Origin of the sequence: Polynucleobacter aenigmaticus (assembly GCF_002206635.1) — a bacterium.
In the GTDB taxonomy this organism is placed as follows: domain Bacteria; phylum Pseudomonadota; class Gammaproteobacteria; order Burkholderiales; family Burkholderiaceae; genus Polynucleobacter; species Polynucleobacter aenigmaticus.
The window spans coordinates 1-11011 of record NZ_NGUO01000016.1; the positions used below are offsets into that span (position 1 = coordinate 1).

15 protein-coding genes and 1 pseudogene are annotated in these 11011 nt (G+C 45.5%); 9 read left to right on the forward strand and 7 right to left on the reverse strand.

The genetic code is table 11. From position 1 onward, the window contains the following. Nucleotides 1–1022 (reverse strand): M48 family metallopeptidase (locus tag CBI30_RS09550; RefSeq protein WP_145977793.1); only part of this gene is annotated, 1022 nt, incomplete at its 3' end. Between the two features lie 23 nt (nucleotides 1023–1045). Between CBI30_RS09550 and moaC the strand changes: the two genes are divergently transcribed. The 6 genes from moaC to CBI30_RS09580 all read left to right on the forward strand — a co-directional run bounded on the left by moaC (nucleotide 1046) and on the right by CBI30_RS09580 (nucleotide 5056). Then, a complete protein-coding gene (gene moaC / locus CBI30_RS09555; RefSeq protein WP_088528087.1) occupies nucleotides 1046–1522 on the forward strand; it encodes a cyclic pyranopterin monophosphate synthase MoaC in 477 nt (158 codons plus the stop codon). A 77-nt stretch (nucleotides 1523–1599) separates the two neighbouring features. Next, on the forward strand, nucleotides 1600–2583 hold the full coding sequence (locus CBI30_RS09560) for a site-specific integrase (RefSeq protein WP_088528075.1): 984 nt from the start codon (nucleotides 1600–1602) through the stop codon (nucleotides 2581–2583). A 376-nt stretch (nucleotides 2584–2959) separates the two neighbouring features. Then, complete coding sequence (locus tag CBI30_RS09565) at nucleotides 2960–3220, forward strand: helix-turn-helix transcriptional regulator (RefSeq protein WP_088528076.1); 261 nt, start codon at nucleotides 2960–2962, stop codon at nucleotides 3218–3220. An 84-nt stretch (nucleotides 3221–3304) separates the two neighbouring features. Beyond that, on the forward strand, nucleotides 3305–3526 hold the full coding sequence (locus CBI30_RS09570; protein ID WP_143744383.1) for a hypothetical protein: 222 nt from the start codon (nucleotides 3305–3307) through the stop codon (nucleotides 3524–3526). Continuing rightward, complete coding sequence (locus CBI30_RS09575; RefSeq protein ID WP_088528078.1) at nucleotides 3523–3945, forward strand: CHC2 zinc finger domain-containing protein; 423 nt, start codon at nucleotides 3523–3525, stop codon at nucleotides 3943–3945. Before CBI30_RS09570 ends, CBI30_RS09575 begins: the two co-directional genes overlap by 4 nt. Beyond that, nucleotides 3938–5056, forward strand: coding sequence for an AAA family ATPase (locus CBI30_RS09580; protein ID WP_088528079.1), 1119 nt, complete (start codon nucleotides 3938–3940; stop codon nucleotides 5054–5056). The genes CBI30_RS09575 and CBI30_RS09580 overlap by 8 nt, the downstream gene beginning before the upstream one ends. 301 nt (nucleotides 5057–5357) lie before the next feature. Here CBI30_RS09580 and CBI30_RS09585 read toward each other — a convergent pair whose 3' ends face one another. Next, on the reverse strand, nucleotides 5358–5705 hold the full coding sequence (locus CBI30_RS09585) for a hypothetical protein (protein WP_088528080.1): 348 nt from the start codon (nucleotides 5703–5705) through the stop codon (nucleotides 5358–5360). Between the two features lie 124 nt (nucleotides 5706–5829). Here CBI30_RS09585 and CBI30_RS09590 point away from each other — a divergent pair, with 124 nt between their 5' ends. Beyond that, nucleotides 5830–6339: a CC0125/CC1285 family lipoprotein gene (locus CBI30_RS09590; RefSeq protein WP_088528081.1), complete on the forward strand. Its 510-nt coding sequence runs from the start codon at nucleotides 5830–5832 to the stop codon at nucleotides 6337–6339. Nucleotide 6340: 1 nt separating this feature from the next. Here CBI30_RS09590 and CBI30_RS09595 read toward each other — a convergent pair whose 3' ends face one another. The 3 genes from CBI30_RS09595 to CBI30_RS09605 all read right to left on the reverse strand — a co-directional run bounded on the left by CBI30_RS09595 (nucleotide 6341) and on the right by CBI30_RS09605 (nucleotide 8695). After that, nucleotides 6341–7513 carry an MrcB family domain-containing protein gene (locus tag CBI30_RS09595; protein WP_088528082.1) on the reverse strand — a complete coding sequence of 391 codons (1173 nt, stop codon included), beginning with the start codon at nucleotides 7511–7513 and terminating at the stop codon, nucleotides 6341–6343. Between the two features lie 75 nt (nucleotides 7514–7588). Continuing rightward, complete coding sequence (locus tag CBI30_RS09600) at nucleotides 7589–8257, reverse strand: SHOCT domain-containing protein (protein ID WP_088528083.1); 669 nt, start codon at nucleotides 8255–8257, stop codon at nucleotides 7589–7591. Between the two features lie 57 nt (nucleotides 8258–8314). Beyond that, nucleotides 8315–8695 (reverse strand): hypothetical protein, encoded by a 381-nt coding sequence (locus CBI30_RS09605; protein WP_088528084.1) that lies wholly within the window; start codon nucleotides 8693–8695, stop codon nucleotides 8315–8317. A 200-nt stretch (nucleotides 8696–8895) separates the two neighbouring features. Between CBI30_RS09605 and CBI30_RS09610 the strand changes: the two are divergent. Continuing rightward, nucleotides 8896–9051, forward strand: a pseudogene (locus tag CBI30_RS09610) (cyclic pyranopterin monophosphate synthase MoaC); the annotation flags it as partial. Between the two features lie 5 nt (nucleotides 9052–9056). On the opposite strand, the gene CBI30_RS09615 reads toward CBI30_RS09610, so the two are convergent. Together CBI30_RS09615 and CBI30_RS09620 are read right to left on the reverse strand one after the other, a co-directional pair. After that, nucleotides 9057–9956 (reverse strand): alpha/beta fold hydrolase, encoded by a 900-nt coding sequence (locus CBI30_RS09615; RefSeq protein WP_088528086.1) that lies wholly within the window; start codon nucleotides 9954–9956, stop codon nucleotides 9057–9059. 48 nt (nucleotides 9957–10004) lie between these two features. Further along, nucleotides 10005–10535 (reverse strand): pilin, encoded by a 531-nt coding sequence (locus CBI30_RS09620; RefSeq protein ID WP_276207151.1) that lies wholly within the window; start codon nucleotides 10533–10535, stop codon nucleotides 10005–10007. 143 nt (nucleotides 10536–10678) lie between these two features. Here CBI30_RS09620 and CBI30_RS09625 point away from each other — a divergent pair. Continuing rightward, nucleotides 10679–11011: helix-turn-helix domain-containing protein (locus CBI30_RS09625; protein WP_143744384.1), on the forward strand; the 333-nt coding region annotated here is incomplete at its 3' end.

An 11011-nucleotide genomic window follows, 5' to 3' on the forward strand; every position in this document is an offset into this window, starting at 1 on the left:
GTGTCTCCGACGACTACGTAGATCGTTCTATTGGCGATATTTCGAGCGCGATCCTGCATGTCTGCAATGCGATCAGTAGTTAAGGGGTGAGTACGCACATAGGAAGGAACCCCGCTATCCATAATTCCAGTTGCTTTTTGTAAGCGCTGAAAAAATCCTGGTGCGCCATTGACGTCATAACCACTAGCGGCCAGTATCTGAAAGCCGATACGATCTGCCTCGCGCTCTGCATCCCTTGAATAGGAGAGCTGGTTATTCACTGCAACGGCTTGACCGCCCTGCATCAGACCAGAAGCGGCGCCTGGATTGCGAGAGGCGGCTAAAGCGCCCAACAATATGCCTGCCAAAGCAATCATCGTATTGGTGGTTTGCTTATCCATCTGACGTGCCAGGTGACGCTGTAAAACATGCCCCGTCTCATGCCCCATAACTGAAGCTACTTCTGAATCTGTTTCAGCGCTAACCAATAACCCCGTATGAAAGCCAATAAACCCACCAGGCAATGCAAACGCATTAATGCTGCTATCTTTAACGGCAAACACTTCAAAATTGTAGGCTCCACTACCCTGTTCATTAGCGCCGCCCAATTGCAAACGTTTTGCAGCCTCCAATAAACGTCGTTCCATTTGATTTAGAAAATCATAGATTGGCAAATCATTGGAGTAATCAGCATCCGGACGAATCTGACGCATGATCATCTCGCCATATTTCTTCTCATCCATGCGACTTAAGCTATCACCACCAGGATCTCCCATATCTGGGAGCACAAAGCTTTGCTGAGTTTGGGGTGTATTGCGTGATGGCAAGTTTGAGGAGCGGGCGTCGGGGGATTGAACGGCCCTACCTAAATTTTGTAAAGCTGCAGACTCGCCCTGTACGGATACATCCCCCGTTACAGAGGAAGTTGCTGGTCCTGCCGCATATACGAAGCCTGCACTTGGCCAAGCCAAGGCCAAAATGAGCTGGCCAGCTAAGATCCGCCTAAAAATGCTGGAATTGTTTGATGTCTTTATGCCTTGCATCCCTATATGGTAAAACTTCTCTTATGAACAAACTAACTCATTTTGATACTAGTGGCCAAGCCCACATGGTCAACGTTGGAAATAAGCCCAATACCCACCGGATTGCCATTGCCGTTGGCAAGATCACCATGCTTCCAGAGACCTTCAGCATGATTGAAGCAGGAACCCATAAAAAGGGGGATGTTCTGGGTATTGCCAGGATTGCTGGGATTCAGGCATCCAAAAAGACCTCGGATTTAATTCCGCTTTGCCACCCACTAGCTCTGACCCATGTGAGCCTGGAGTTTGCTCTCAATAAACAAGGGAGCAGTATCGCCTGCCAAGTCAGGGCCGAGACTACTGGTCCCACGGGTGTCGAAATGGAAGCCCTCACAGCAGTCCAAGTTGCCCTCCTTACAATTTATGACATGGCTAAAGCCGTTGATAGGGGTATGGTGATGGGTGATATCCACCTGTTAGAGAAAAGTGGTGGGAAGTCTGGGGAGTGGAAGGCTGGCTAGTGGTTACTAACCTGAGTCTGCTTCAAAGCATGTAACTTTGAGTCTTGTCCAAATCTTGTCCAAATGAAGGATAAGAAATGGCATCAATCCGATTTAGAAGTAACAAGTGGCAAGCCCGTGTTTCTCGTAAAGGGGAGCAGTCCTTAGTTAGCACCTTTCAGTCGAAGGAGGATGCGGAACGCTGGGCAAGAAGTATTGAGGTGGAATGGGATCGAGGAACTTACACCAATACCCACCAAGCCCAAAAGACCAACTTTGGAGAACTTATCGAGCGATATCTGCGAGAAGTCACTCCAACCATGCGTGGGGTGAAAGAAGACACTATCCGCTTAAAGGCAATCCTGCGTAAACCGATCGCCAAGGTCAACACTCTTTTACTCAATAGCAGTCGGATAGCCCAGTATCGGGATGAGCGTTTAAAAGAGGTAAGTGCGGGTACGGTCATCAGAGAACTAGCTTACTTCTCATCAATCATCAACCAAGCAAGGCGGGAGTGGGGAATCAATATTGCCAATCCCGTCCTACTGGTTCGCAAACCTCCCTCACCTCAAGGCAGAAACCGCATCCTCACTTATGAAGAGGAGCAGAAGTTACTGCATGCCTGCGAACCCAAAGCTAACCGCAACATTTATACCCGCCCGTTTGTAATTCTTGCACTTGAGACTGCCATGCGTAGAGGCGAACTCTTGGGACTTAAGTGGGCAAACATAGACATTCACAAAAGGACGGCATTTATCCTGCTTACCAAGAATGGTGAATCTAGAACTGTTCCGCTATCTACAAGAGCAATAGAGACTCTACAAGGACTCCCTAGAAGCATTGATGGCAGAGTATTGCCCATTAACTTTGCGGCTCTCGAAACCAACTTTAAACGAGCGAGAGATCGTGCTGAATTGCTCGACTTACGCATTCATGATCTTAGGCATACAGCCGTCACTCGCCTAGCAGGAAAACTCCCAAACCTGATTGAACTATCAGCAGTCACAGGTCATAAAAGCCTCTCTATGCTCAAACGCTATTACCATCCAAACCCTGAGCAACTAGCTAAAAAGATTGCCTAAAGTCATCAAGAGAGTACCTCACTCTCCCATAAGTTACTCAATATGCATTGTTAACAAATGGTGCTTAGAGGTAATACTTTATTGAGTCCCCGTTATAAATAAAAGCGGCTTTATTGTTGAGTTGTTGCAAGTAAGAGGCAGTACCCGTTACAAATAGAAGTGGCTATATCGTGGGGTTGTTGGTGAGTAATTAGCTTTACCCGTTATAAAAATAATTGCCTGTATCTTGCAATACATGACAGGCGAATAAGGGATTGGAAGCACAAATAGAAAGACCCCAGTAGCTTTAACTATCGGGGTCCCATTGTTAAACACGGATGTTTACCAAGCCTCAGGGGCACGGTAATCATACCTCCAAATACGAGGAATTACCAAGATGAACGCAACAAACTTAGCAGTAGCAATCAAAGCACGAAAGAAGGCTATCTACAAGCCCACACCACGATCTAACTTCGTTGATCTGCCCGATGAAGCCTTCGTTCGAATGAGAACCGTCTGTGCTCTCCTAGGGGACTGTACCGCAGTTACTGTCTATCGACTGATGAATGCTGGCGAGTTTCCGCAGAACAAGAAGCTAGCCCCAAACATGGTTGGCTGGAATGTTGGCGAACTCCGTCAATACCTGAAGTCTCTCTAACTAAATAAGCAACGACTTATGCAATGTCTTTATGGCATTGATTGGATAACCACGCCCATAGGTCTCACTTCGGAAGATAAATATATGAAACGCATACAAGAACTTTGGACAGTAAGTAAGCAAGGTGGATCATTCAAATGGACGCCACATAAAGTAATCCGCCAGTCTGAGTCAATGGTCTTCGTAGAGGGCATTGAACCCAACACAGAGGCTGGTATTCCTCTTATAGCCCTAGCAACTTCAGGTCAGGCAAAGCATCGCTCAGGAGTCTTCTTCCTGACAGAGGGTGTAGAGGCATCCAAATGACCCCGATAGAGAACTTCCTAGCAAGGCTCGATAAGCTAAAGCAAGTCGGCAATGGGGATTGGGTAGCCTGCTGTCCAGCCCATGACGATAAACATCCATCCCTGTCTATCTCGGAAAAGGGTGAGACCTTTGTAGTTAAGTGTCATTCACACCATTGCGGTGGCATTGAGATCATGGAGTCGGTTGGGCTTACCGCAAGTGATTTCTACGAGAAGGTAGACCCTCCAGTCCACATGAGATCAGTTAAGCGAAGGTGGTCTCCAAGGCAGATCTGCGAACTCGGTGGTGAGTCAATGAGTAATGTCGCCCTCCTCCTCGAGAGACTCATGACTACTGGTCTATGGGATGACGAGATAGATCTACTAAGACTTGAGGGTCAGATGTTGATTACTCTTTTTGATGAGGTAAACCATGGTTAATTCAGGAAAAGCATTGCTTAAGAGTGAAGCAAGACAGGCTCTAGCTAATCGACCAATGGTCAATATTGGGTTAGCCCAAGTTCAAGAGATGCCCAACACCTCTGCAAAGAAGAAGATTGACTGGCGTGCGGACTTGAGTGGACTTTCAACTACAGAGGAATTAATGAAAGACATATCGGATATTCAATTTTGCTGGATGAGGTTACTCGTACAGGGACACCTAACCGTGATCGTCGCCAAGGGCAATGGTGGCAAGACAACCGTCATGATTCAGGCTTGTGCAGAGATGGTGAAGGAGGACTATGAGATCTTCTATGTAAATGTGGATGCCTCTGCTGATCAGTTGAAGGGATACCACGACCACGCTAGAGAAAATGGTTATACCCTTCTTGCCCCCGACCTGCATGTAGGAAAGTCGGCAAATGATGTAGTGGAGATGTTATTCAGGATGTCGAAGGCAGATGAGAACTATGCTGGTACGGTTTTGGTACTAGATACTCTGAAGAAGTTCGCAGAGATGATGAATAAGAAGCTAGCCAAGGACTTCTACTCGATGCTTAGATCCTTAACTGCAAAGGGAATGACTGTCATCTGCTTGGCACATACAAACAAGTATGACGATAAGGATGGTAAGCCTATCTTTGAGGGTGTAGGCGACCTTCGTAATGACTTTGATGAGTTGATGTACTTCATCCCAGTCAAGAATGATGACGGCTCTCTAGTGGTCTCAACTCTCCTAGATAAGATAAGGGCAACCGGAATGATGAACTATACCTTCGACATCACAAAGGATAGGCAGGTAACCACTCGAGATAAGTTTGAGGACACGATGTCTCTACATCAGATTCAAGCTGCAATGGAGGTTGACAGAGAATTAATAGACTTTATCTTTGACTCAATCACGATGACCAGCAAGTCTATCAATGAGATTTATGAGGAAGCTAAATCTCAGGGTATGCCATTTGGTCGAGACAAGATAAGGCGAGTTGCCACAGCTTATTCTTCAGACAAATGCAAACAACCACTTTGGCTTGCAATAGCAACGGGGCGTAATGGTTCTCGATATGGGTTAATTACTGATGCCTATAAAGAAGAACTCTCGAGAAAATAGGGCTGGGTCCGTAAGTCAGAAGTTTAGTAAGTTCAAACTGTACTGTAGGCAATAAAACAGGTGGGAAGACAGGAGAACCATATGGTGATTGAACTTCTGAACTTACGATACTTTCAGTACTTACTATAAATACTATAAATGTGACTTACGGAGGGAGCGGTTGTTTTTAATAGGCTGGTTAACTTACGGATTTTTTAGCAACTTGGAGGCAGAGGATACTTCCGCCAAACAGCTATAAGGAAAGGGGACTCTAGGTCATTTAAAACCTAGATCCCCCAACTGATCCCCCACTAAATCAGAGTTAGTGAGTCTGCTCAGGAACTCCGCTTATTACGATGATTTCAACTCCACCTGTAACTGCGGCAGTAATACTCGCTAGTTTGGCATGAATATAAGGTGCGGCTAAGACTGCCATATTGACCGCTCTAGTTTCAAGTTCTGAGTACTGCGGATCGCTTGGGTCAAGTTCTTGCATTTCATTATGAGCACGAGTCATTGCAATTAAGATTATGTCTAGTGGAGTCTTTTGATTTGTCTCGATGAAGGCTTTGCTAATCTCCTGAGTCCTAATAGCACCAGCACCCCTCTTGCGACCAGCACCTTCTCGTTTACCACCGTTGCTCTCTCTATTTCCACTGACTGTATGCATTTTAATCTTCCGAAGTTAATTGATTTAATTCAGTTGTACACCATAAATCAATCTTAACGGGGCATTGAGTGGATAAAGGTTGGCTATTAGTAGGATTCTCACTTTGTAGGGCTAGAATCAAAGCATGAGCCTATATAAATCTTGTCTACTCCTACTAATTACCCTATTGACCTTTGGTTGCTCAGTTAGATATACAGAAAGAGTCCCCGGATTTCAGCCCGGCTATGTCGATACTCAGCTTGGTCAAGATACTTATCAAGTGAAGATCGGTGAGGCGTGGCAAAAGGATTGGGCAGATCTAGAGAAATTTGCAATGTACAGAGCATCTGAGATCACGGAGTCCAAGGGCAAGCGTTACTTCACGGTTCTCAGTTCCAGTTCACAAACTAGCACTTATTACATTACTTCACCCGGAACATCTACAACTTCAGGAACTGCATCGGTAGTTGGATCAACAGCCTATATCAATAGCACCACTACAACCACCCCGGGATTTACCGCACCAATTAGTGGCGGCTGGTACATCTTGGACTTCAGGGTTATATCGAATGAGGATGTGACAAAGAATAGGAAGGTCGTGGATGCCCAACAGGTTAAGCGTGACTACGAAATGTTTATCAATGGTCGCAGATAGCTTAGATCTCCCTAAGGGATAGGGAATAAGACTCAACCTCTATATCTAACTTCCCATCTAAAACATAGTTTGCAGGGTTCCTCAATATCTCAATCTTTGGCTTGTTAGTTATGTTGGTTACCAAGTAGATGAAGTAATCGTTTGCAAGTGCTGGGTCTTGTGCCTTAGCCCATTCATTGCGTGTAAGGATGATGTCATTAATGGTGTCGCCTTCACTAGACTTAACCTCGATGTACTTAGGTCTACCATCGTCAAAGAATGATGTGACATCCCAACCCGGAGTTCTATGAACTGCATCCTCCCGATGAAACACTACCTTTGCGGCTAATTCAGTCAGCCCCTTGCTGATTAACTGCCTCTTTTCATAGTCAACAATAAACTCCTCACCTAACCTACCAATCTTGTCTGACTTCTTAGACCTGCGATAGTTGCCCCCACTTGACCCACCTGAAGCCTTGGTTACCCTGCGTTTAGGACGAAGAGCAAATTCAATGATCTCAAGGTCTGTACTTACCTTTATAGGCTCAAGGGTCTCAAGTACATAGTCATCCACCTCAGCCAAAAGCAGACTGCCAGCCATACGGTCGTAGAGGGTTAGGTACTCTAGGTAGTCTCTCTTTAATTGCTCGTCAGATGGAAGGCTATCAATTTGGTAAGTGAGGCTATAGATTGCACAATGCTCATAAGCCTTAAGCCTAAAGTCATCCGCAGAGGCTAGGTGCACCCTTTCTATATTGGATCGTGACAATGAATCAACCAAGCTGGTATCTGCTAAATGCTTGCTATTCAAACGCATATTTGACACAGCACTATCTACGGATTCGTAGAACTTCTTGCCCCTGCCAAACCGCTTCTCAAATTGAGTGGCACCAAAGCCAACCTCCAACACTAACCTCTTTAGATCTTCACTTAATAGGTAAACGAGGTAGTAGCCCTTAGTGGCACTCTCGGTGATATTTCTATTGAATACAGCAATCCATGGTGCGGCAAGAATATTGCCCTGCCCGTCTGAACCCTGAAACTTATAGACCTCAGGGCTTGGAGTCCACTCCAACAGCGACTGGGGCATTTCATCATGAATTAACTTATGAATTGGATGCGAGCCATCCGTGGTCTTGCGTGCCCTATATGCGGACCAATCGGATGCTAGGTTGATGATTTCTTGTCTGAACATAGTTTATTTTTTAAGGATGGATTGTGGGCACATCCAGCGAGCAATCCAATTGGAGGGATAAGAAATAAATATTCATTACATGTTCCGCAAGATCTCCGCCTTCTTAGAGTTGTACTCATCCGCAGTTATCAACCCTTTCTTTAGCATTGAATTCAGATCTTCTAGTTTCTTTGCTGGATTGGGTGAATCGTTCGCTGGCATTGACTGAGTTGTCGGCATAATTGACGCTCTAGCCGGACTTGGTGCTGTCGTCCCGGTCGTTGATTTCGTTTCAATAATAACCCCGGGGCTTGCCTGAGATGAGGCAGCATTAGCCTGTGGTCCAGTAGGAAGTGCTGGGATTGTGCTTCCTTTAATCATTTCAATATTTAGCGTCGGCGGATAAGAAAAGCCAGCACCTGTTCCAGCATCGACTGCATAACCAATTAATCCACCCGCAAGTACATTACCCCAAACAGCCCCTTCGTTTGCGGATTGAAAAGTTGCCACACCAACATGAGTCTCCTCTTTCTTGCAGGTTGCAGACATATCACCATATGCCTTTAGGATCACAACTGATCCCGGTGTATTTACAAACCAAGTACCCTTATCATTCACTAAGGTGCAATAGGCACCAGTAACAGGCTTTCCTTCATGGGTGGAAGTTACCGAGATAGGTTGATTGCGTGAACCTGTGATTGAGGCACAGCCAACTTGTAGCAGGATTCCAATAGCCAACAACGCTAATTTTGCGTATCTATTCATTTTCTGCCTTTTTTATTGATCTCATAACTATAACCCTTGGGCATTACAGGGCAAACCTTATTCCTCAAAAGGCTCTCGGATGTAATACACCAAGGTCTTATCAGGTTCTGCTTGGATCTTTGTCCTACGATGGGATACCTCTGACCTAACTGCCTCCTCAAGGTCTTTAGCGAGTCTCAGGGCATCTTCATTCTGCTTGGCTAACTCAGACGCAGGGATTACTTGCCCCGACCTCAGAAGAGTATTAAGGTCTTGCTTATGAATAACCTCACAGGGAAGTCTTTCTCGTGTTACTTCAGGTACAGGGGCTTTGCCTGCCCTTCTTAGTTCCCTGTCTTTTCCATCCTTGCGAAACTCCTCACGAGACCTCTTAAAGTTCTCGGCTAACGAGGTGAGTCTTTTGGGGGTTACTTTGGCAAAGAACTCTGCGTCACTCATCTTGGTCTTTGGATCTATTCTTATGCTGTGGAACTGGGGAATACTGAGTCTACCCCTCAAATGGTTGACGGGTCATTGAACAAGAGTCTTATCAGGCTCTGACTAGATTTTTGTATTCAAAACCTACCCTCCGTGCTAACCTTTGTCCAAATGTTGTCCAAGTAAACCTAAAGATTTGGTCAAGATTGAGGTTGCATGAAGTTGAAATGGAAGCCCTCACAGCAGTCCAAGTTGCCCTCCTTACAATTTATGACATGGCTAAAGCCGTTGATAGGGGTATGGTGATGGGTGATATCCACCTGTTAGAGAAAAGTGGTGGGAAGTCTGGGGAGTGGAAGGCTGTAAACCCGATTTAATGAGCCTACCTTTGCCTCAAAAATTCAATGTACTTCTGACTAACTTCTTTGGGCTTTTCCAGCATCAGTAAATGCGCTGCTTTCGGGACGATGTAATGCTGGTTGCCTAGATACTTCAATTGCAAAGCACCGCTATCACTCACTGAAAATATTTGATCTTGTTTGCCCCAAAGAATGAGCGTTGGAATGCGTGCTGGAGAGCTATTTGAAATTTGGCTTGTGTAAAGATTGACGATATCCCAAACCTGTTGATAGTGGCGATTAGATCCCCTGTAATCAGAAAGTAATTGATCTTTGATAGCCTCTGGAACTAATGGCGGCTCATAAAACAATAGCTCCATCTCCAAATTGAATTGATCCATATTGATTGGAATAAATGGATTAATCCCCTGGGCTAAAGCCTCTTGCACCCTTGTACCCCAAGGTCCTATGCCCAAGGGCGCCCCAATAAAAGCTAAAGTAAGCGCCTGGTCGGGATATTGATTGGCATACATGCTGGCAATAGCACCGCCCATCGAACTCCCTGCAATATGGATTTCATAAAGTCCCAAGGAATTAGTAAACCGATGTAAGAGGGCCACTTGATTTTCCAAGCGGTAATCCTCATCTGGAAAATCAATGCTTTTTCCATATCCAGGTAAATCTGGCGAGATGACCATAAAACCAGCTGACGAGAGCTCGCATGCCACCTCGCTCCATTGCTCTTTTTGTGCAAAAAGCCCGTGTAACAAGACAACTGGCATACCACTGCCAGCCTTCATATACTCAATTGAGCCCTTTCCAACTTGCTTGCTCTCGACCTCAATGACACATGGTGCACCCAGGAACGGCTCCGCTCTAGTGGTAACGAGCGCCAATAAAATAATTGTGAGTGACCGTATTAATGTTGCAAACAACTTATTCATAAGTTCAGCTTAGCAAAAGGCCACGCGAAGGTAGCAAATAGATCATGATTACTTAGTAATGCGGCACTCTGAAGGCAATAACTGAGGCAGCAAATTTGTTTCGGCGGAACGACAAGACCAACCGCCTGCCCAAGTAGAGCCTTCTGGCTTAGATAAATCTATTGGCTTGGGAACATTCGCATCTGGGTCATTTGCTGGTATGAGGTGCAATATATTTTTATTATCTGGCGCAACATTGTTTTGAAAGTTGATTGCAATAGCCCCTGATGGAGTAATCTCAATTAACTTCACGCTTCTGGTCGGCACAAAGATAAATGAACCATTGGTCGCCTCATCCATTGGTACGGTACCTCTACTTGCAAAAGCCTCAGTCACAGCCAGCTTTGCACTAGAAGACAGATTCATGCCCTCTACGATACGACTACGAGCGATGTAGTCTTGATATTGAGGAACAGCAACGGCCACCAAAATACCGATGATGGCTACAACCACCATCACTTCAATTAAGGTAAAGCCAGATTCTTGCTGATGATCATCCCCTGCAGGTGCTTGAGAGGTTTGCTGAGTTTTCATGGACATGGTGGTTGGCTCCTGAGGTTGAATGCCTCATCGTCCAGTCTATACCCATGGAACTCAAGATGTCCAAATGTAAGAAAAGCCAGCTTTAGTGAACTGCACCAGAAAAGTTGGACACTCGTCCAACCCAATAAGGTGCAGTTTTCATGTCCAAATACACTTCAGAATTCAAGCTAGATGTCATTAATCACTATCTATCCACCGGGGATGGATACAAAACAACTGCGGAGCTTTACGACCTTCAGTACCATAGCATCCGTAAATGGGTCTGTGCATTTAACATACACGGGCTCAGCAGCCTAACCAAGCGCTATACAAGTTATACCAGCGACTTCAAGCTCTCCGTCTTGCAATACATGGATCAGCATCAGTTCTCCATCAATCAGGCCGCTGCCCACTTTAATATCCCATCTCCCAGCACCATTGCTGTTTGGCAAAAACTCTACAATGAAGGTGGTCTTGCAGCCTTGCAAGCTAAG

What these genes read in the sequence shown, in the direction of transcription:
- moaC (WP_088528087.1), top strand. Translation starts at nt 1,046, where the DNA reads ATGAACAAACTAACTCATTTTGATACTAGTGGCCAAGCCCACATGGTC.
- CBI30_RS09560 (WP_088528075.1), top strand. Translation starts at nt 1,600, where the DNA reads ATGGCATCAATCCGATTTAGAAGTAACAAGTGGCAAGCCCGTGTTTCT.
- CBI30_RS09565 (WP_088528076.1), top strand. Translation starts at nt 2,960, where the DNA reads ATGAACGCAACAAACTTAGCAGTAGCAATCAAAGCACGAAAGAAGGCT.
- CBI30_RS09570 (WP_143744383.1), top strand. Translation starts at nt 3,305, where the DNA reads ATGAAACGCATACAAGAACTTTGGACAGTAAGTAAGCAAGGTGGATCA.
- CBI30_RS09575 (WP_088528078.1), top strand. Translation starts at nt 3,523, where the DNA reads ATGACCCCGATAGAGAACTTCCTAGCAAGGCTCGATAAGCTAAAGCAA.
- CBI30_RS09580 (WP_088528079.1), top strand. Translation starts at nt 3,938, where the DNA reads ATGGTTAATTCAGGAAAAGCATTGCTTAAGAGTGAAGCAAGACAGGCT.
- CBI30_RS09585 (WP_088528080.1), bottom strand. Translation starts at nt 5,705, where the DNA reads ATGCATACAGTCAGTGGAAATAGAGAGAGCAACGGTGGTAAACGAGAA.
- CBI30_RS09590 (WP_088528081.1), top strand. Translation starts at nt 5,830, where the DNA reads ATGAGCCTATATAAATCTTGTCTACTCCTACTAATTACCCTATTGACC.
- CBI30_RS09595 (WP_088528082.1), bottom strand. Translation starts at nt 7,513, where the DNA reads ATGTTCAGACAAGAAATCATCAACCTAGCATCCGATTGGTCCGCATAT.
- CBI30_RS09600 (WP_088528083.1), bottom strand. Translation starts at nt 8,257, where the DNA reads ATGAATAGATACGCAAAATTAGCGTTGTTGGCTATTGGAATCCTGCTA.
- CBI30_RS09605 (WP_088528084.1), bottom strand. Translation starts at nt 8,695, where the DNA reads ATGAGTGACGCAGAGTTCTTTGCCAAAGTAACCCCCAAAAGACTCACC.
- CBI30_RS09615 (WP_088528086.1), bottom strand. Translation starts at nt 9,956, where the DNA reads ATGAATAAGTTGTTTGCAACATTAATACGGTCACTCACAATTATTTTA.
- CBI30_RS09620 (WP_276207151.1), bottom strand. Translation starts at nt 10,535, where the DNA reads ATGTCCATGAAAACTCAGCAAACCTCTCAAGCACCTGCAGGGGATGAT.